The 18,660-nt window shown below is 64.0% G+C and carries 18 protein-coding genes; 10 read left to right on the forward strand and 8 right to left on the reverse strand.

The features are described from left to right. The first annotated feature begins 52 nt into the window (after nt 1-52). Nucleotides 53-1,447: an L-serine ammonia-lyase gene (locus MF606_RS18015; protein ID WP_240230709.1), complete on the forward strand. Its 1,395-nt coding sequence runs from the start codon at nt 53-55 to the stop codon at nt 1,445-1,447. 4 nt (nt 1,448-1,451) lie between these two features. Here MF606_RS18015 and MF606_RS18020 read toward each other — a convergent pair whose 3' ends face one another. Further along, complete coding sequence (locus tag MF606_RS18020; protein WP_240230710.1) at nt 1,452-2,585, reverse strand: O-antigen ligase family protein; 1,134 nt, start codon at nt 2,583-2,585, stop codon at nt 1,452-1,454. Nucleotides 2,586-2,738: 153 nt separating this feature from the next. On the opposite strand from MF606_RS18020, the gene MF606_RS18025 reads away from it, so the two are divergent. Further along, nucleotides 2,739-3,158, forward strand: a complete 420-nt coding sequence (locus MF606_RS18025; protein WP_240233890.1) for a GNAT family N-acetyltransferase — start codon at nt 2,739-2,741, stop codon at nt 3,156-3,158. After that, nucleotides 3,155-4,027, forward strand: coding sequence for a DMT family transporter (locus tag MF606_RS18030; protein WP_240230711.1), 873 nt, complete (start codon nt 3,155-3,157; stop codon nt 4,025-4,027). Before MF606_RS18025 ends, MF606_RS18030 begins: the two co-directional genes overlap by 4 nt. On the opposite strand, the gene MF606_RS18035 is transcribed toward MF606_RS18030, so the two are convergent. The 4 genes from MF606_RS18035 to MF606_RS18050 are packed head-to-tail and all read right to left on the reverse strand — an operon-like array spanning nt 3,971 to nt 8,040. After that, entirely contained in the window at nt 3,971-5,140 is a 1,170-nt protein-coding gene (locus MF606_RS18035; protein WP_240230712.1) for an anhydro-N-acetylmuramic acid kinase, read from the reverse strand. The two genes, MF606_RS18030 and MF606_RS18035, sit on opposite strands and share 57 nt — an antisense overlap. 1 nt (nt 5,141) lies before the next feature. Continuing rightward, nucleotides 5,142-6,143: a serine hydrolase domain-containing protein gene (locus tag MF606_RS18040; RefSeq protein ID WP_240230713.1), complete on the reverse strand. Its 1,002-nt coding sequence runs from the start codon at nt 6,141-6,143 to the stop codon at nt 5,142-5,144. After that, a complete protein-coding gene (locus tag MF606_RS18045) occupies nt 6,140-7,087 on the reverse strand; it encodes an ABC transporter ATP-binding protein (RefSeq protein ID WP_240230714.1) in 948 nt (315 codons plus the stop codon). Before MF606_RS18045 ends, MF606_RS18040 begins: the two co-directional genes overlap by 4 nt. Next, the gene (locus tag MF606_RS18050; protein ID WP_240230715.1) at nt 7,084-8,040 is read right to left on the reverse strand and encodes an ABC transporter ATP-binding protein; all 957 of its coding nucleotides are present in this window, start codon (nt 8,038-8,040) and stop codon (nt 7,084-7,086) included. The genes MF606_RS18045 and MF606_RS18050 overlap by 4 nt, the downstream gene beginning before the upstream one ends. A gap of 146 nt (nt 8,041-8,186) precedes the next feature. Here MF606_RS18050 and MF606_RS18055 point away from each other — a divergent pair, with 146 nt between their 5' ends. From MF606_RS18055 to MF606_RS18065, 3 genes are all read left to right on the forward strand, one after another. Beyond that, a complete protein-coding gene (locus MF606_RS18055) occupies nt 8,187-9,686 on the forward strand; it encodes an ABC transporter substrate-binding protein (RefSeq protein WP_240230716.1) in 1,500 nt (499 codons plus the stop codon). A gap of 178 nt (nt 9,687-9,864) precedes the next feature. Further along, on the forward strand, nt 9,865-10,818 hold the full coding sequence (locus tag MF606_RS18060; RefSeq protein ID WP_240230717.1) for an ABC transporter permease: 954 nt from the start codon (nt 9,865-9,867) through the stop codon (nt 10,816-10,818). Further along, nucleotides 10,815-11,639, forward strand: a complete 825-nt coding sequence (locus MF606_RS18065; RefSeq protein ID WP_240230718.1) for an ABC transporter permease — start codon at nt 10,815-10,817, stop codon at nt 11,637-11,639. The genes MF606_RS18060 and MF606_RS18065 overlap by 4 nt, the downstream gene beginning before the upstream one ends. Nucleotides 11,640-11,657: 18 nt before the next feature. Here the strand turns inward: MF606_RS18065 and MF606_RS18070 are convergent, their stop codons facing one another. The 3 genes from MF606_RS18070 to MF606_RS18080 all read right to left on the reverse strand — a co-directional run bounded on the left by MF606_RS18070 (nt 11,658) and on the right by MF606_RS18080 (nt 14,665). Continuing rightward, nucleotides 11,658-12,482, reverse strand: coding sequence for a MipA/OmpV family protein (locus tag MF606_RS18070; RefSeq protein WP_240230719.1), 825 nt, complete (start codon nt 12,480-12,482; stop codon nt 11,658-11,660). 150 nt (nt 12,483-12,632) lie between these two features. Further along, the gene (locus tag MF606_RS18075; protein WP_240230720.1) at nt 12,633-13,994 is read right to left on the reverse strand and encodes a sensor histidine kinase; all 1,362 of its coding nucleotides are present in this window, start codon (nt 13,992-13,994) and stop codon (nt 12,633-12,635) included. Beyond that, on the reverse strand, nt 13,991-14,665 hold the full coding sequence (locus MF606_RS18080) for a response regulator transcription factor (protein WP_240230721.1): 675 nt from the start codon (nt 14,663-14,665) through the stop codon (nt 13,991-13,993). Before MF606_RS18080 ends, MF606_RS18075 begins: the two co-directional genes overlap by 4 nt. Before the next feature lie 154 nt (nt 14,666-14,819). On the opposite strand from MF606_RS18080, the gene MF606_RS18085 reads away from it, so the two are divergent. From MF606_RS18085 to MF606_RS18100, 4 genes are all read left to right on the forward strand, one after another. Continuing rightward, on the forward strand, nt 14,820-15,035 hold the full coding sequence (locus tag MF606_RS18085; RefSeq protein WP_240230722.1) for a hypothetical protein: 216 nt from the start codon (nt 14,820-14,822) through the stop codon (nt 15,033-15,035). Between the two features lie 224 nt (nt 15,036-15,259). Next, complete coding sequence (locus tag MF606_RS18090; protein WP_240230723.1) at nt 15,260-16,108, forward strand: MurR/RpiR family transcriptional regulator; 849 nt, start codon at nt 15,260-15,262, stop codon at nt 16,106-16,108. 156 nt (nt 16,109-16,264) lie between these two features. Then, a complete protein-coding gene (locus MF606_RS18095) occupies nt 16,265-17,329 on the forward strand; it encodes an ABC transporter ATP-binding protein (RefSeq protein ID WP_240230724.1) in 1,065 nt (354 codons plus the stop codon). Between the two features lie 58 nt (nt 17,330-17,387). Further along, nucleotides 17,388-18,626, forward strand: a complete 1,239-nt coding sequence (locus MF606_RS18100; RefSeq protein ID WP_240230725.1) for an extracellular solute-binding protein — start codon at nt 17,388-17,390, stop codon at nt 18,624-18,626. Nucleotides 18,627-18,660 lie beyond the last annotated feature (34 nt).

The following is an 18,660-nucleotide window of genomic DNA, read 5'->3' on the forward strand; positions in this document are numbered from 1 at the left end:
TATCGACCTTATGTTGATTGCCGACCGAAGCCTTTCATGCACTATGCCGGCCATGTTCCTTTCGATTTTCGACGTCTTCAAGATCGGCATCGGCCCATCGAGCTCCCACACGATGGGGCCGATGACCGCTGCCCGGCGTTTCCTTGATGAATTGCGGACCAATGACTGGCCCCGCGCTGCCAATGCACGACCGGCGGCATTGACCGCCAGCCTGCACGGCTCGCTCGCCTTTACCGGCATCGGCCACGGCAGTGGCCGCGCAGTGATCCTGGGCCTCTGCGGGCAGGACCCCAAGACGGTCGATCCGGACACGATGGACACGATTATCGCCGGCGTCGAGGCCACCGGGTCGGTGCAACCACCCGACCACCCCGCCTACCGGTTCCGCCCGCAGATCGATCTCGTCTTCGACAAGAAGACGCCCCTGCCCGGCCACCCCAACGGCCTGCAGTTTGCCGCCTACGACACCGACGGCCAGCTCCTGCTGCGCCGCGCCTACTATTCGATTGGCGGCGGCTTCGTTGTCAGTGCCGAGGAACTCGAGGCGCTCAAGGATGCCTCGCCGGCTCAAGCCGATGTGCCCTACCCCTTTGCCCATGCCAAGGACATGCTGGCCATGGCCGCGAGGTCGGGCCTCTCCATCGCCGGAATGAAGCGGGCCAACGAAGAGGCGACGCGCAATCGGCTATCGCTCGATCGCGGCATCGACGAAATCTGGTCCGTGATGAGCGGCTGCATCGATCGCGGCATCAGCCAGGAGGGCATTATGCCCGGCGGGCTCAACGTCAAGCGCCGGGCACGCGGCATTTTCCTGCAGCTCGATGCGCAGTGGCGGAGCAACGAACTCACCCCACTCATGGCCAATGACTGGCTGAGTCTTTATGCCATGGCCGTGAACGAAGAAAATGCTGGCGGCGGGCGCGTGGTGACCGCCCCGACCAATGGCGCCGCCGGGGTCATTCCCGCGGTGATGAAGTATTTCCTCAAGTTCAATGCCGCCGCCGGCCCGCAGGCTGTGCGCGACTATTTGCTGACCGCCGCCGCCATCGGCGGCATCATCAAGCACAATGCCTCCATTTCCGGCGCTGAAGTAGGCTGCCAGGGCGAAGTCGGCTCCGCCTCCGCCATGGCCGCGGCGGGCCTTTGCGCCATTATGGGCGGCACACCGGAGCAGGTGGAGAACGCCGCCGAAATCGCGCTTGAGCACCATCTGGGCATGACCTGCGATCCCGTGGCGGGGCTGGTGCAGATCCCGTGCATTGAGCGCAATGCCTTTGGCGCCGTCAAAGCTGTCACCGCCGCCTCGCTGGCCCTCAAGGGCGACGGCACCCACGCGGTACCGCTCGACGCCTGCATCGAGACCATGCGCCAGACCGGCCTCGACATGAGCGAGCGCTATAAGGAAACCAGCCTGGCCGGATTGGCCGTCAACGTCGTGGCGTGCTGAGGCACTACGCCTCGGCCTGTGTGGCCATGGCTACGACGACGCAGATGGCCGTATAGACCACCGTCACGGTGAGGATGCCGAACATGGCGTTGGTCAGCCCCATCACGAAATAGCCCGCGGTCAGCGTCGCCGCGACGACAATCACCCCGCGCTTGTGCGCTGAATCTGGGGCGGTGATCGCTTCGACGACAGGGGCGAGCAACAGCATCGCGTAGGCCAGCAGGCCCAGTATCCCGGCGCTGGCGGCAAAATCGGCGAGATCGTTATGCAGGTGCGGCGCAGCGCCGAACGGGACGGCGGCGAGGCTGTCGGCAACGGCGACAAAGTTAAGCGGGCCGTGACCAAAGATCGGCGACGCGAGGAATGCCCTGAAACCACTTTCGTACATGTTGAGGCGGATGGAGGTAGATAAGTCGGTTGGTAGACTGAAACGGGCCAGATCACCCAGATCAACGAGAACGCGCTGAACGGCCGAGGTCTGTCCAAGCCCGGCAAGCAGAGCGACCGCGATAACGCCGACGCCGGCCAAGGCACCGACAATCATTGTCCGGCGCTGAACCAGGCCAAGCGAAGCCACCAGGATGACGGCGACGGCAGCCATGGCGACCTCGGCGACCACGGCGCCGCGCGTGCCCGAAAGGGCGATGGCTAAGCCTGCAAACATGGGGCCAAGCAGGAACGCATAGCGCCAGGCGCCTTTGTTCGAAGTCAGCCCGAGCAAGGACAGGAAGCCCAGCGCCAGCGCCACATCGGCGAAATGGATAGGATTGGCGACGCTTTCGCCCGCCCGCTCTACGCCGGTCAGCAGAAATTCGTTCGTCGCCATCGCCGCCGCTCCGGCGCTGCCGGCAAGGCTTAGCGTCGGAACGAACGGCAGATGTACTGCGCCATCCGTTCTGGCAAGCGCAACGAGTGGAATCACCGCCAGGAACGGCGCGACAAATACCACGCCGATCAGGCCAGAGGTCGATCCCGCGCCAATGGGATAGGCCACTGCCAGCAGGGCAATACCCAACAGAGGCATCCAGACGATCGGCCGCCTGATCACAGCGCCATCGGCTGGGCGCAGCAGCAATAGGCCAATACCTCCCGCAGCAAGATAGAGGATGTTGCCCGCTTCCGGCGCGACGGCTGTCATCGCCAGCGCCGCAACAAGAGCAAAAAGGAGAACTGCGGAGCGCATGCCATACCCTGGAAGCGTTGAGATCGAGCGGTGCTTGCCACGGATGGGCGGACGCTTCAAGGCGAAGCCGGCTTGCCCGCTCTGGGCAAACACTTTATCGCCAAAGCTATGCCCCTCGATCTCATCATCACAGAAACGCCCGATCCAGCCGATCTTGAGACGATTGGGAAAGGGCTGACGGGGTTCAATGAACACGACGTCGGACCAGCCAATCGGCGGGCATTGGCGGTGATCCTACGCGATGGCGAGACAGTGCATGGAGGCCTCTCTGGTTACACCGCCTGGGGCTGGCTTTACGTGCAGTGGCTCTGGCTGGCCGAGGGGCAGCGCGGGCAAGGTTACGCGGCCCAAATGCTAGCTCTAGCCGAGACCGAAGCGCGGATACGCGGCTGCCACGGCGCCTATATCGACACCTTCAATCCGACCGCGCTTAGGGTCTACCGGCAGGCGGGCTATGAGGTCTTCGGCGAGTTGCCCGACTTCCCGGAAGGTCGGACGCGCAGCTTTCTAGCCAAGAGATTCCCATGAAATCGACGGACGGTGCTATTGCATTGGGGGCGGCGGGCATCGTGCTGCTCTGCGCCATGGACGCCGTCGCCAAGGCGCTTGGCGCAAACTTGACGACCTTCCAGGTCGTGTTCGTTCGTTGCCTGGGCGCCGCCATCTGGCTGGCTTTGTGGATCGTGCTCACGCGCGGCGACTGGCCCAGGCGTGAGAACCTGCGCCGCCATTTGCTACGCGCCATCATGCTGGTGGTTACCGCAACGCTGTTTTTCTATGCCATCGCCCGGCTGCCGCTGGCCGTCGTCGCGGCGCTGGGCATGACGGCGCCGGTCTATGTGACCGTGCTCGGCGCGATAATCTTCAAAGAGCATGTCGGCGCCGGCCCGTGGATCGCGCTCGGGCTTGGCGCAGCCGGGTCGGCGGTGATCATCTTCGCCGGCTCGCCTGTGGACCTCGCCGGCGCCACCGACACACTCGCCTGGATCGCGGCCGTACTCGCGCCGCTGAGCTACGCGATCACACTGGTCATCCTCAAACACCATTCCAGCAATGAAGGCGCGGCGGCGATGACCCTGGCGCAAACGCTGTTCGCGGCGATCATCATCTCGCCCCTAGCCTTCGGCCCGGTCTCGATACCGGATGCGATGGTCTGGGGTCAGATCGCCTTGATCGGCTTCTTCGGCGCCGTCGGCTTCCTGGTGCTGATCAACGGCCTCAAGCGCATGCCGGTGTCAGTCTTTGCCGTGCTCGACTATACCGGCCTGATCTGGGCCGGCTTGTTCGGCTTTTTGTTCTTCGGCGAAATCCCCGGCCCGCAGCTTTGGGTGGGCGGCGCGCTAATCGTGGCTGCCTGTATCATCACCGCCCGGTCGCCACGGGCGCGGCCAGCCTAGGCCGGCCAATCGGCCACCCGTCATCGGCTCGGGAACCCCAGTGGTAGTGGGAAAGCTGATGGGCAGACCGCGCAAGGCGCGCACCGCCAGCAGCGCGAAGCACTCGGCCTCGATCGCATCACCGCGCCAGCCCACTGCTTCGGCCGGCAGCACCTCGACCCGCGCCCGTTCCGGCAGCATGGCCATGATTGCCGGGTTGTGACGTCCACCCCCGCAGACGATCAGCCGCTCCGGCCGGCGCGGCAGCATGTCGAGCGCCTTGCCTACAGCGGAGGTGGTGAACGCCGTCAACAGAGCTGCACCATCGGCGGCATTGCATCCCTTGGCCATATCGGCGGTGAAGTCGAAGCGATCGAGCGACTTGGGATAGGCGGCGGTCAGGTAGGGGTGCTTGAGCAGTTCAACCAGGCGCGCTTCATCGACCGTGCCCGACAAAGCCAGCGCCCCGTCGCGGTCCATATCGCCCAGGCCCAGCCCGCTGACGAAATCGTTGATCGGCGCATTGGCCGGGCCGGTATCGAAGGCGATGAGATGATCGGCGCCGTCCCACCAGGTGATGTTGGCGACGCCACCCAGATTGAGCACCGCTGTCTCGCCCTTGGCATCCAGGCCGCGCAGCAGGGCCTGATGATAGATGGCCGAGAGCGGTGCGCCCTGTCCGCCGGCCGCCACATCGGCGCTGCGGAAGTCGTAGGCCACCGGCTTACCGAAGGCATCGGCCATCAGCTGGCCGTCGCCCAATTGCCGCGTCGCGCCGATGCGGCCCGGCTGGGGCGCCCTGTGCAGCACGCTTTGCCCATGAAAGCCGACTATGGTGACATCGGAAAAATAGACGGATTGCCCTGCCATGAATTGAAGGACGGCGTCAGCTTGCGCAATCGTCAGAGCCCGCTCGGCTTCGGCGAAAATCGCCGGATCGGGACCTTCGAAATTCCACTGCCGCGCCGCAGCCAGCGTCTCGACCAGCATGGCGCGCAGCTCGCCACCGTAGGGCATGAGCTTGTAGTCGCCGAATTCGAAGATGCGCTCGCCATCGGTGCGGATCAGCGCGACGTCGACATTGCCGTCGAGCACCGTGCCGGTCATCAGCCCAATCGCCCAGATCGGCTCCATGTCAGGCTCCGTTGATGGCATCGCCCACGGCGCGACGAAGCAGGCCGATGCCGCTGTCGAAGTGCCGGGTCGGATGCACGCGATTGGTCAGCAACGTCCAGGCATGGCCAGCCTCGAAATCGATCCACAGCCCCGTGCCGGTAAACCCGGTATGGCCGATGACCTCTGTGCCGCAATGGTCGCCGCCCGACCAGCCGTCATGGGGATGCTCCCAGCCATGGGTGCGGCGCGAAGACAAAGGGGTCCGCATCAGCCTGATGGCCTCCGCGGAAGCACCGGTGCCGTCGAGCAGGCCCTTGGCGAAGTCGAGCACCGAGGTCACTGGGCCGAAAAGCCCGGCATGGCCGGAGCCTTGGAGAGCAGCACAGTTATCGTCATGCACTTCGCCGACCAGCACACGATGGCGCCAATAGCAGTCTTCGGTGGCGGCGGCTTCGATCGGCTCGGCCTCCCAGTCAAAGCCCTCGCCAGCGTCGAGTTCGCGGATTTTCTTCTTGGCCAGCCGTTCGATGACGAAGCCGAGGAGAATGAAATTGATGTCGGAATAGACCGAGGGTCCGGCCTGCCATTCGCGCTGCAGCACGAAGGTCCGCAGCAGGTCCGGATCGCGGCCATATGTATAGATCGGCTCGACCGCCGGAAACGGCGTCTGGTGACCAAGGCATTGGCGGAACGTGACTTTCCGCTCCCAGGCGTCGAGATTGTAGTGCCTGAGATCGGGCAGCACCGTGGTGATCGGCGCATCGAGGTCGATCGTGCCCGCTTCCGCCAGCTTCAGAATGGCCGGCGTCGTGTAGATGACCTTGGTCAGCGAGGCCAAGTCGAACCAGGTATATTCGCGCATCGGGCGCGGCTTGGGAACGAGCTGGGCTTGCCCGGCATGGCGGGTCTTGACCGTTCCGTCGGCGCTGACAAGGCCGAGCACGGCGCCCGGTATGCGGCCGGCATCAATGCGTTCGGCAACCGGCGCCCAGGCGCGGTCGAGCAGTTTACTGAGGGTCATTCGCTATAGAGGTGACAGGCGACGTCACCCTCCTCCTGTTCGATGTCTCGCCGCACTTTGCCCAGAACCGGCAGCACCTGGTGGCACACCTCCATGACCTTTGGACAACGGGTGTGAAAGGCGCAGCCCGAGGGCGGATTGGCCGGGTCCGGCAGCTCCCCTTTGAGCACGATTCTGTCTGATCGGGTGAGGCCAGGGCGCGGAATCGCCGACAGCAAAGCCTGCGTATAGGGGTGGCGCGGCCGGGTCATGATCTGCTCGGTCGGCCCGATCTCGACAATGCGGCCCAGATACATGACAGCGATGCGATCGCTAACGTGACGGATCACCGACAGGTCGTGACTGATGAACATGATCGCCAGCCCCAGCCGCTTTTGCAGCTCGGCAATCAGGTTGATGATCTGGCTCTGGATCGACACGTCGAGCGCCGACACCGCCTCATCGGCCACCAGCAGTTTTGGATCGAGCGCGAGAGCCCGCGCAATCGCGATGCGCTGGCGCTGGCCGCCGGAAAATTCGTGCGGATAGCGCTTCTCGGAGCCCGGCGGCAGGCCGACCAGTGCCAGCAGCGCGGCGACGCGTTGGCGGCGCGAGGCGCGGTCGCCTATACCATGCACCACCAGCGGCTCGCCAATGATGTAGCCAGCGGTATGGCGCGGATTGAGCGAGCCGAACGGGTCCTGGAAAATGATCTGCATCTGCCGGCGGATCGCCTTCATCCGACCGCGGCTGAGCTTGGGCAGGTCTTCGCCCTCGAAGCGGATGGTGCCGCTGCTCGGTTCGATCAGCCGTAGCAGGGTGCGACCGAGCGTTGACTTGCCGCAACCGGACTCGCCAACCACCCCGAGGACTTCGCCAGCTTCAATGGCAAGCGACACATCGGTCACTGCCCGAACGCCGCCGGGATAGACTTTGCTGAGATGGTCGAGTTCGAGCAGGCTCATGCGGCTGGATTCCAGCACCGGGCAAGGTGGCTGTGGCCGACCAGTTCCGGCATCTGTTTTGGGCAAGCTTCGACCACGGCATGGCAGCGCGGGTGGAAGGTGCAGCCATCGGGCCGATTGCCGGGCGGGGGCACGGTGCCAGGGATAGCCGGGAGAAGCGTGCCGGGTGGATTGGAGGCAGGAATGGTCGCCAGCAGCGCCTCGGTATAGCGATGCCGCGGATGGGCGAAGAGCTCGGCAGCCGGCGCTTCCTCGACCACGCGCCCGCCATACATGACCGCGACCCGGTCGCAATATTGCGACACCACACCCAGGTCGTGGGTGATGAGCAGCACGGCCATACCGGTCTCGCGCCGCAGGTCATCGATGAGATCGAGAATTTGCGCCTGCACGGTCACGTCAAGCGCCGTTGTCGGCTCGTCGGCAACCAGCAGTTTGGGATCGCAAGCCAGCGCCATGGCGATCATGACGCGCTGGCGCTGGCCACCGGAAAGCTGGTGCGGATAACGCCCCATGGCGTTGGCCGGGGCCGGAATGCCGACGCGGGTGAGCAGGTCCACGGCCCGCTGGTCGGCCTCGGCCCGCGACACCTTGCGATGCAGCAGCACCACCTCGGCGATCTGGTTGCCGATAGTGAAGACCGGATTGAGGCTGGTCATCGGCTCCTGGAAAATCATGGCGATATCATCGCCCCGCAGGCGCTGCAGTGCGGCCTCGTCCAGCGCCAGGATATCCTTGCCCTCGAAGCGGATGGCGCCGCTTTCGATGCGCATCGGCGGCTCGGCCAGGAGCCGCATAATCGACAGCGCCGTGACCGACTTTCCGCAGCCCGACTCGCCGACCAGCCCCAGCATTTCGCCGGCACGGATGGTCAGCGACACGCCCTCGATCACCGCCCGTTTGCCCACGGCAATGTTGAGATTTTCGATGGAGAGCAGGGCAATTTCGGGCATCAAATCCATCGACTAAGCGCATTGCGCAACCGCTTGCACACCCTGAGTTAGTACCATAGCGTGGCATAAGTCCAGACTGGTCTGAGATTGGTCTTTCGTTGCGAAGGATAAGCCGCAGCAAGCGGCACGACACATTTGGAGGCATCATGACGTTCAAGAAAATTGGTATCGCGCTGCTCGCTTCGACCGTGCTGACCGGCGCCGCTTTGGCTGCGACGCTGGACGTCGCCATCGACTCTTCGCCAGCCGGCCTCGACCCGCATCTGATCACCGCCTTCAACTCGGTGGTGATCGTGCAGAGCAACATTTACGAAGGCCTGACCGCCATCGACAAGAACCTGGCCGTGGTGCCGGCGCTGGCCGAAAGCTGGGAAATTTCCGAGGACGGCGTCAGCTACACCTTCAAGCTGCATGACGGCGTCAAGTTCCATGACGGCTCGACCTTCGACGCCGAAGACGTCGCCGCCTCGATCCGCCGCGTGCAGGCCGAAGCCATCGCATCGCCGCTGGCCAGCCGCGTCACCCCCATTACCGGTATCGAAGTGGTCGACCCCACGACGATCAAGCTGACGCTCGACGCGCCCTTCGCGCCGATCCTGTCGTCGCTGGCCGGCATCGCCATCGTTCCGGCTGAGGTCGAGACCAATGCCGAGGGCCTGCAACAGACCCCCATTGGCACCGGCCCGTTCAAGTTCGACGAATGGCAGCCCAACGGCTTCATCGGTCTCGCCAAAAACCCCGATTACTACATCGAGGGTCAGCCCAAACTCGACGAGGTCCGGTTCAACTTCGTGCCGGAAGCGGCAACCCGACAGGTCGGCATCACCACCGGCGAGTATGACCTGCTTCCGGCCATCGACCCCGCTACAGCGCTGCAATTGCAGGGCCAGCCCGGCGTCACCATGCAGGAAACGCGCGACATCGCCTATACTCTGCTCGGCGTGAACGCGAGCCGCGAGCCCTTCGGCAATGCCAAGGTGCGCGAGGCCATCAACTACCTGATCAATCGCCAGGAAATCATCGACGGCGCCCTGTTCGGCGCCGGTGTGCCGGCCGGCCCGCTCTCGCCGGCTTTGGTCAACTGGGCCGTCGATCCCTCGACCTTCGCCTGCTACACGCCGGACGTCGAAAAGGCCAAGGCGCTGCTCGCCGAAGCCGGTGTCACCACGCCACTGAAGGTCACCATGAACGTGCTGCCGCGGCAGGATACCCGCGACATCGCCCAGGTGGTGCAGCAGCAGCTGGCGGCCGGCGGTATCGAGGTCGAACTCATCACCCAGGAAATCGGCGACTTCGTGCAATCCTGGCGCAATTCGGAGTTCGACATGTTCGTCTCCGCCAATGGCGGCAGCCCCGATCCGGACGAATATTTCTACCGCACCTTCCGTGGCGGCGGCTCGACCAACGTCTTCAAGTATGAGGATGCCGAGCTCGACGCCTGGCTCGACGAAGGCCGCTCTACCATCGACCCGGCGGCGCGCAAGGCCATCTACGACCAGGTCCAGGCCAAGCTGGCCTGCGACGGTCCGGCCGCGCATATCGCCTATGGCACGCTATATACGGCAGTGGCCGACGGCGTCAGCGGGTTCGAGATTTACCCGAACGGCCGGCTGACGAGCCTCGTGAATGTGACCGTGGCTGAGTAGTTGGAGCCGTGGGCTTCGATGCATAGCCCACCCCCTCCCGGCCTCCCCCATCATGGGGAGGTGTTCGCTCCACTCTTGGGGCACGATGCAGTTCAACCCACTGACTTGTACCTCCCCCTTGATGGGGGAGGCCAGGAGGGGGTGGGCCTCGCGCACCAGCCTCATTGAGTATCTGCCCATGCCCCACCGCTTCCTCACCAACCGCCTGATCGACCTCGTCGTCGTGCTGTTTGGCGTGTCGCTGGTGGTGTTCATGATGATCCGCCTCATCCCCGGCGATGCCGTCGCCATCATGCTGGGCGCCAATACCGAAATTACCCCGGAGCGCATGGCCGAATTGCGCGCCCGGGTCGGGCTCGATCAACCGCTGCTGGTGCAATATTGGAACTGGATCACCGGCGCTCTGCGCGGCGACTTGGGCACCTCGATCTGGACCGGCCGGCCGGTCATGAGCGAGATCGCCGCCAATATCTGGCCGACCTTCGAATTGACCCTGCTCTCCGTGCTGGTCGGTGCGGGCTTGTCCATTCCCATCGGCGCCTTCATGGCCACGGCACGTGGCAAGGGCGCCGAAGTGGCGGTGCGCATCGGCGCCATTGCCGGGCTGACCATCCCCTCGTTCTGGCTCGGCATCGTCTCGATCTTTCTCGTCGCCAAGCTCCTGCCCGGCGTGCAGGCGCTGGGCTATGTGCCGTTCACCGAGGACCCGCTCGGCAATCTGCAACGCATGATCCTGCCTGTTATCGCCCTGTCGCTGCCCATGCTGGCCAATCTTTCCCGCCTAGTGCGCTCGGCCATGCTCGATGCGTTGAGCCAGGACTATATCCGCACCGCCAAGGCCAAGGGCGCCAGCAAGCGGCGTATCGTTTATCGCCACGCTCTGCGCAATGCGCTGATCCCCTTCATCACCAGCGTCGGCGTTTCGGCCGGTTATCTGCTCGGCGGCGCCATCGTCATCGAACAGGTCTTCGCCATACCCGGGCTGGGGCGACTGGTGCTGGGCGCCATTGCCGAACGCAATTACCCACTGGTGCAGGCCACCATCCTGGTCATGACCTTTGCCTTCGTCATCGTGAATTTCATCGTCGACCTGCTCTATGCCGTCATCGATCCGCGGGTGTCACGCCGATGAGCTGGATGGCCCGCAACAAGCTGCTGACCTTCGCCATCGTCCTCGTGACGCTGCAGGTGCTGATCGCCGTCTTCGCGCCGGTGCTCGGCTTCCAGAGCCCCTATACCCAGGTGGTCGTGCAGCGCATGAAGGGCCCCAACCTCGTCAACTGGCTGGGCACCGACCAGCTCGGCCGCGATGTGCTGGCACGCATCGTCTATGGCTATGGTACCTCGCTGCTGACCTGCGTCACCGCTGTGTTGCTGGCCCTGTTGGCCGGCGGTACACTTGGCATGCTGGCGGCCTATTATGGCGGCTGGTTCGACCGCATAGTCATGCGCATCATGGATGTGCTCTTCGCCTTCCCCATCATGCTCCTGGCCATCGGCGTCATCGCCGTCCTGGGTCCGAGCCCATGGAGCGCGGCCCTGGCCATTGCCATCGTCTATACGCCGATCTTTGCCCGCCTGCTGCGCGGGCCGGCGCTGGTGATCTGCGAGAGCGAGTATGTCAACAGCGCCCGCGCCATCGGCGCCTCCGATGGGCGTATCATCTTCATCCACCTGCTGCCCAATCTGGCCTCGGTGGTGCTGGTGCAGACGAGCCTTTTGTTGTCGGCGGCGATCCTGGTCGAGGCCTCGCTGTCCTTCCTCGGGCTTGGTGCGCAGCCTCCCGTCCCATCGCTGGGCCTGATGCTGTCGGAGGGCCGCAACTTCCTGCTGCTGTCGCCATGGCCAGCCGTCTTCGCCGGCTTTGCCATCCTCATCCTGTCCTTCGGCTTCAACCTCTTGGGCGATGCGCTGCGCGATACGCTCGATCCGCGCCTCAAGGCGGCTGCCTGACCACAGCCGCCGATTTGATCAGTACAGATCGAGCGTGAAGCGCCGCGAGAGGCCGATGCCGACGACAAACTGATTGACCGCATCCTTCTCGACAATGGGGGAGTCGGCTGCGCTGCCCATCAACCGGGTATAGGACGCATTGGCGCTGATGAACGTGTCGGGCATGAATTCGTAGCGCGCCGACAGATTGAGCCCGGCCGATTTGATGCCGCCGGTCGGATCGTAGGCGGCCAGGCGCCCGCCGGTTGCAGCCGAGCCGGCCGCCGTCACACCGAAATAGGTGTCCATGTAGTTCTCGGACGCGAAGCTGACCACCGGACCACCGACGATCTCAAGTTCGGGCGTCAGCTGCGCCGTGAGATTGACGCCGACATCGCCCAGCAGTCCCTGCGCCCCGCCAAAGGCATAGCGCAGCTCGCCATAGATTTCCGCCGCGCCCCATTCATAGCCGACGCGCAGACCCGGGGCGTAAGTGGCGTCGATATTGGGCAGCCCAAGCAGATGCACATTGTCCTCGCTCTTGCGTTCGCCGGCAATGCTGAGCGCCGGTGCGAAGGAGAAGCCGCCTTGCCGCTCGTCGCCGCCGATCTCGATGATGCCGGGAATGACCAGCAGTTCGAGGCCGATGATCGGGCTGAAGGTTGGGCCATATTTGGACGAGCCGTCGTAAAGCGGCGCGTAGCCAGTGCCCAGACCCAGTTCGATGATCAGGTCGGGCTGAAACGTGGCTTCAGGGAATTCCGCAGGTGCGGCGCCATAGCTGTCGAACTCCGCGGCCACGGCAGGCAGGGCGGCGATCAGCACGGACAATGACGCGGCGATTTTCACGCGGGCAGGACGCATCGGCAACTCCAGGTTCGATGACGGACGCAAACGCTGCACGCGATCGCCCATCGAGGCCCCCCAACGGCGCCCCGCTCGCAGCGAGGCGGACCATGGGTGGGCCAAATTGCACGGACATTGCACGGCGCGGGTTAACGATCCGAACCCGGATCAGGCGGGCTGCGGGAAGCGCAGACTGAAGCAGGCGCCGCCGCTATCGCTGGCCCTTACCGACACCGAGCCGCCATGCCGGTGCATGATTTCCCGCACCAGGCTGAGGCCCAGGCCCGACCCGCGATCTTGCGGCTTCAGCCGATGAAACGGCTGGAAAATGAGGTCGCGCTGCTCGCTGGGAATGCCGGGACCATCATCGCACACGTCCACGCGGTGGTCACTGCGCACGCGGATGGCGATGTTGCCGCGATTGGCGCCATGGGCAATGGCGTTCTGCACCAGATTGGTCAAGGCGCGCTCGATCGCATTGGCGTCGCCATTGACCACCGCATGCCTGACCTCGCTTTCGAACGACAGCTCATAGCCGGCGCTGATCGCCAGCGGCGCCAGATCGGCGGCCACCTGGGCGAAGACGCTCACGATATCGGCGCTCTGCCCGCTGAGGCCGCGATGTTTGAGACGCTGCATATCGAGCAGCGTCTCGGCCATATTGGACAGCCGCCCGACATCGAGCAGCAGCCGTGCCCGGGCCCGGTCATCGGGCGCCAGTTCGATCCGGCTTTGCAGGATGGCGATCGGCGTCTTGAGCTCATGGGCGGCATCGGCCAGGAACATCTGCTGACGCTCGTACCCCTCGTCGAGCCGCTCCAGGGCCGCATTGATGGCAACGACCAGAGCCGCGACTTCTGCCGGCACCTGCGCCGTCGGCAGGCGGGTGCCGCGCTGTTCGATATCGATGCCCTCCGCACTCTGCACCGCAGCGACGATGCCCTTGGTGGCGCTGCGCACGATCAATGGCGTGGTGATCAGCATCACTACCGCCAGGCCCATCAGGACCAGCAGAAGCACCGGACCGACAAACGTGCTGAAGAAATCGACGAAGGCCAGCCCGATCCCCAAAAGCGGGGCGTTGCCATAGAGCACATGCAGCCGGCCCGCATCGGCATTCTCGACCCGCAGGCTGGCTGCGCCGGGGGAACCGGGACGCTTGTCGCGGATATCGGCGAAATCGACGCTATCAAGATGCTGGCTCAGCGCGGCGTGAACCTCGGGCACCACGCCCGCGGCCAGCCACCTGCCATCCTCGCCCTGCACCACAAACCAGAGATCGGGAGCCTCGGCCCGAAGCTCGGCCAGCTTGTCTTCGGCGACCAGCAGGCCGCCGTCCGGCCCGCGCGACACCGCCGCGGCGATGGCGCGCGAATAGGTCGGATCGAGCAGTTCGGCGCTGCGATCGCCGTTGCCGACAAAGTCGGCAAACTGTGAGGCAACGGCAAGGATGATCAAGGTCAGGCTCTGCAGGACAATGAGCTTTACCGTCAGCTCCCGCCGCAGCGACTTGCGCCGAACCCGGGTCATTGCCGCTCCTTGATCAGATAGCCGATACCGCGAATGGCGTGAATCTCGGCGCTGCTCTGCCCATCCGCCAGTTTTTTGCGCAGACGCGACACATGGGCGTCGAGCGAGTTGGACTGGATCTCGTCGTTGAACCCGAAAACCGCTTCCTCGAGCACAGTACGGACCACCGTGCGGCCCGACCGGCGCATCAACGCCTCGAGCACCAGGAGCTCGCGCCGCCGCAAGGCGAGCGATGCGCCCGCGACCCTCGCCTCGCGGCTGACAAGGTCGAACACCAGATTGCCGACCTTGGCCTCGCCCTGCGCCATGTCCGGGCCACGCCGCAACACAGCCCGCAGCCGCGCCATCAATTCGTCAACCGAAAACGGCTTACCCAGATAGTCGTCGGCCCCGACGTCGAGACCGGCGACGCGGTCTGTACTGCTGTCGAGTGCCGACAGCACGATGACCGGAACGCCGGGCCGCTTGCGTCGCAAATAGGTGATGAAGGACAGCCCGTCGCCATCAGGCAGCTTGCGATCGAGCAAGACCGCATCATGCAATCGCTCGGCCACGGCTTCTTCGGCCACTTGCAGCGTCGAGACCCAATCGACCACGATCCCATGGTTGACCAGCGCTGCATTCAGATTGGCGGCCATTTCAGGCTCGTCCTCGACCAACAGCAAACGCATGCGCACGCTTCCCCCGCCGGGCCTGTGGCATTTCCAGATTGCACCAGCATTGCACAGTGCCAGCGCGCCAACCCTGGCAAGAGATTGGCGGCAATGATCCTGCAATCAAGGTTCCCGACCATGAAGCAAGTCGCCGCTACTTCAGGGATCAGCCATGTATCCGTTTCCAACCACAGTGTACCAGCCCGAACCCGCCGGGGATGCCGGGCCCGACGAAATCCATCTGCGCCTCGCTATCGCCCTCGCCAAGCTGGCGATCGACAATCTCCGCCACCAAGAGAATGTTGGCCGATCGGCGCCCGAGCTGACCGCGAGTATCGTTTATCTCGCCACCGATGGCGTGTGCGAGGCGCGCTACGTCCTCGTCTGACCGCCCCGTTTCGCCACGCTCTCTGCCATCGTGTCCTCGCGCAAAAATCCGCCGCGACATTGGGAGGAACAATTCTGCATATGAACACAAGACGGAATATTATATTCCAAACGAAGCCAGTGTGGTGCAGGATGACCGTCCGAGAGCCCCGAGTGCAGAGCACCGATTGCATTTAGCCGGCCATTGGCTAGTGCTTACGCGCCGTCCGGCCCGCGAGGGAAAGCATGTCGATACTCAAGTCTCTGAGCGCCCAACTTGATTCCCTGACGACTGCCGACCGGCAGATCGCCGAGTTCATCATCGAGCATCCCGAACAGATGCTGACCATGTCTTCTGCTGCCCTGGCTGAGGCGAGCGGCCGCAGTCAATCAAGCGTGGTCAAGTTCAGCCAGAAGCTCGGTTACGGCGGTTACCAGCAGCTCAAGCTGGCCGTAAACAAGGCCAAGGCGCTGGAATGGCATGCGCCGGGTGGCGTAATCCACGGCACGATCGATGGCAGCGATAGTTACATGACCATCCTGCAGAAGCTGATCGGCAGCAAGCTGTTGTCCATGCGCGAAACCTCGGCCGCCAATTCCGAACAGACCATCGATGCGGCCCTCGACGCGCTGGCCAATGCGCGCAAGGTCCAGCTTGCGGGGGTAGGAGCTTCGGCGCTCGTGGCCCGCGATTTCTCCTACAAGCTGCTCAAGCTCGGACGCTCGGTGCTGATGGATAGCGACAGCCATATCCAGATCGCCAATGCGTCGGCCCTCAATGGGCAGGACGTGCTGCTCGCCCTCTCGCATTCGGGGCGAAGCCTTGAAATCGTGCGCATCGCCGAGGTTGCCAGGCAACGCGGCGCCAAGGTCATTTCGGTGACGGGCATGCAGCCCAATCCACTGTTAGATATTGCCGACATCCACCTGTTCACCGTCGCCGACGAAGAACGCGTCCGATCCTCGGCGATCACTTCGCGCGATGCACAGCTGATGATCATGGACATGCTGTTCATTCTGCTCGTGCGCCAACAGGCCGATGCGCAGGATTATGTCCACAAGAGCGAGCTGGCCGTTACCGTGCTCAAGGCCTGACCCGGTTTCTACTGTTGGTCATTTGTGTCGACATCAGTGCGATGTAATATTTTATTCTTGACAGTCGTCATTTTTGGAATTCAGTATTCCCACGGCCGATGAGGAAGGCCTCAGGGAGGCGGGTATCGCCCTTTCGGCGTCACCCAAGGAGGAAGCTTGGCCAAACTTTCGCTGCGCGGCGTCAAGAAGCGCTTCAAGAATACCGCAGTCCTGCACGGCATCGACCTGGAGATCGGCGACCGCGAATTCGTGGTGTTTGTCGGCCCCTCCGGCTGTGGCAAATCCACGCTACTGCGACTGATCGCAGGCCTGGATCCGATTTCGGACGGCGAGTTCGTGCTCAATGGCAAGCGCATGAATGAAGTGCACCCCTCCCAGCGCGGCATCGCCATGGTGTTCCAGAGCTATGCGCTCTATCCGCACATGGACGTTTACGAGAACATGGCCTTCGGCGCCCGGCTCATGGGCCTGAGCAAGCAGGAGGTCGAGGACCGGATTGCCGAGGCCGCCCGCATGCTGCGGCTCGAGCCGCTGCTGCAGCGCAAGCCGCGCGAACTCAGCGGCGGCCAGCGCCAGCGCGTCGCCATCGGCCGGGCTTTGGTGCGCAAGCCCGACGTGTTCCTGCTCGATGAACCGCTCAGCAATCTCGATGCCGCCTTACGCTCCGACGTCCGCCTCGAAATCGCGCGCCTCCACCGCCAGATCGGCGGCACCATGATCTATGTCACCCACGACCAGGTCGAAGCCATGACACTGGCCGACCGCATCGTGGTGATGAACCAGGGGCGCATCGAGCAGGTTGGCAGCCCGCGCGAGCTCTACGAGACCCCGGCCAATACCTTCGTCGCCAGCTTTATCGGCTCGCCCAAAATGGCGCTGATCGATGTCGTGCGCAAAGCCGGCCATGTGGGCATTGGCGGCGCCGATATCGCGCTACCCGGCTTGCCGACGGGCGATGGGCCGATGAAGCTCGGCGTCCGGCCGGATGGGCTGTCGCTGACGCGCGAACCCACCGCCAACGCCATTCCGGCAACCGTCATCTACACCGAATATCTGGGCGAGAACGCCTTCGTCTATGCACGCCTGGCCGACGGGACGCTGGTGGGCATCCGCACCTTGCCCAACGACCTCTATGAGCCTGACGAGCATGTAGGCCTCCTGGTCGATGCCGGGGCACTGCATTTCTTTTCCGCCGAGGATGGCCGACGGTTATCCGCGTAAATCCGTGGATCATGTCCATCCAAAAACAAAAAACGTTTCGAACAGAGAGGGAAGAAAAGTGACAAGCAATTTCATTCGTATCGGCGTTGGCCTGATGGCCGTCATGGTTGCCGCGCCGGCACTGGCGCAGGACCTGACCTTCTGGAGCTGGCGGCAGGAAGACCGCGCCCAGTATGAGCAGTTCATCGACACGTTCGAGGCCGCCAATCCCGGCATCACCGTGAAGTTCGAGACATTCGAAGCCGCCAATTACAACACCATCCTGTCGACGGCCCTGGCCGGCGGCACCGGCCCGGACCTGATGATGGTGCGCGCCTATGGTGGCCTGGAGAACGTGGCGACGGCCGGCTATCTCGAGCCGCTGACGGTGGAAGCCATTCCGGCCCTGGCCGACTTCGCACCGGCGGCCCTCGCCGCCGAAACCGTGCGCGCCGACCAGAAGCTCTATGCGGTGCCGTTCGCCAGCCAGACCCAGCTGGTGATCTACAACAAGAAGATCTTCGACGATAATGGCCTCAGCGAACCCCAGACCTGGGACGAGTTCCTGGCCCTGAGCCAGAAGCTCAAGGACGCCGGCATCATGCCGTTCGCCAACGGCACGGCTACCGCCTGGCAGAACGAGACGGTGACCTTCGACTTCACCTCCTCGCTGATGGGCAAGGCCTTTGTCGACGAGATCGTCGCCGGCACGACCGACTTCACCGACGACCGCTTCACCGGCGCCCTGACCGGCCTCAAGGAGCTCAGCCAGTACTTCCCGGACGGCTTCATCGGCCTGGATTATCCCAGCGCCCAGCAGCTGTTCTCCTCGGGCATGGCGGCCATGTTCGGCGGCGGTTCGTATGAACTGACCACCTTCAAGACGCAGAACCCCGAGATCGAACTGGGCGTGTTCGCCGCCCCGGGCCGTACCGCCGAGGACGAAAAGCTCGTTGGCCTCTACTTCGACGGTGGCTATGCCGCCAACGCTGCCGGCGCCAACAAGGAAGCGGCGATGAAGTTCCTGAACTTCGTCGCCAGCCAGGAATTCGGTCAGGCCTTCGCCAACCAGCTCAACAACATCTCGACCGTGCCGGGCGTCACCTTCGACAACCCGCTGCTGGCCGAAGTCGCCGAGCTGAACAAGAGCGCCATCCCCTACCTGTTCCTGGTGCATTTCCGCTTTGGCGAGCCCTCGGGCTCGGTGCTGGTGCAGCAGGAAGTCCAAAAGCTGTTCGCCGGCGAAACCACGCCGGAAGAAGCCGGCAAGGTGATCACCGACGGTCTCAAGGCCTGGTACGCTCCGTTCCAGGACTAATCACGCCACTACAGCCCTCCCCTTGTGGGGAGGG

The organism is Devosia lacusdianchii, from assembly GCF_022429625.1.
GTDB classification, from domain to species: domain Bacteria; phylum Pseudomonadota; class Alphaproteobacteria; order Rhizobiales; family Devosiaceae; genus Devosia; species Devosia lacusdianchii.

Coding starts and splice junctions, on each gene's coding strand:
- MF606_RS18025 (WP_240233890.1), top strand. CDS start 2,739: ATGCCCCTCGATCTCATCATCACAGAAACGCCCGATCCAGCCGATCTT.
- MF606_RS18055 (WP_240230716.1), top strand. CDS start 8,187: ATGACGTTCAAGAAAATTGGTATCGCGCTGCTCGCTTCGACCGTGCTG.
- MF606_RS18070 (WP_240230719.1), bottom strand. CDS start 12,482: ATGCGTCCTGCCCGCGTGAAAATCGCCGCGTCATTGTCCGTGCTGATC.
- MF606_RS18050 (WP_240230715.1), bottom strand. CDS start 8,040: ATGCCCGAAATTGCCCTGCTCTCCATCGAAAATCTCAACATTGCCGTG.
- MF606_RS18035 (WP_240230712.1), bottom strand. CDS start 5,140: ATGGAGCCGATCTGGGCGATTGGGCTGATGACCGGCACGGTGCTCGAC.
- MF606_RS18020 (WP_240230710.1), bottom strand. CDS start 2,585: ATGACAGCCGTCGCGCCGGAAGCGGGCAACATCCTCTATCTTGCTGCG.
- MF606_RS18030 (WP_240230711.1), top strand. CDS start 3,155: ATGAAATCGACGGACGGTGCTATTGCATTGGGGGCGGCGGGCATCGTG.
- MF606_RS18075 (WP_240230720.1), bottom strand. CDS start 13,994: ATGACCCGGGTTCGGCGCAAGTCGCTGCGGCGGGAGCTGACGGTAAAG.
- MF606_RS18045 (WP_240230714.1), bottom strand. CDS start 7,087: ATGAGCCTGCTCGAACTCGACCATCTCAGCAAAGTCTATCCCGGCGGC.
- MF606_RS18080 (WP_240230721.1), bottom strand. CDS start 14,665: ATGCGTTTGCTGTTGGTCGAGGACGAGCCTGAAATGGCCGCCAATCTG.
- MF606_RS18060 (WP_240230717.1), top strand. CDS start 9,865: ATGCCCCACCGCTTCCTCACCAACCGCCTGATCGACCTCGTCGTCGTG.
- MF606_RS18015 (WP_240230709.1), top strand. CDS start 53: ATGTTCCTTTCGATTTTCGACGTCTTCAAGATCGGCATCGGCCCATCG.
- MF606_RS18065 (WP_240230718.1), top strand. CDS start 10,815: ATGAGCTGGATGGCCCGCAACAAGCTGCTGACCTTCGCCATCGTCCTC.
- MF606_RS18040 (WP_240230713.1), bottom strand. CDS start 6,143: ATGACCCTCAGTAAACTGCTCGACCGCGCCTGGGCGCCGGTTGCCGAA.
- MF606_RS18085 (WP_240230722.1), top strand. CDS start 14,820: ATGTATCCGTTTCCAACCACAGTGTACCAGCCCGAACCCGCCGGGGAT.
- MF606_RS18090 (WP_240230723.1), top strand. CDS start 15,260: ATGTCGATACTCAAGTCTCTGAGCGCCCAACTTGATTCCCTGACGACT.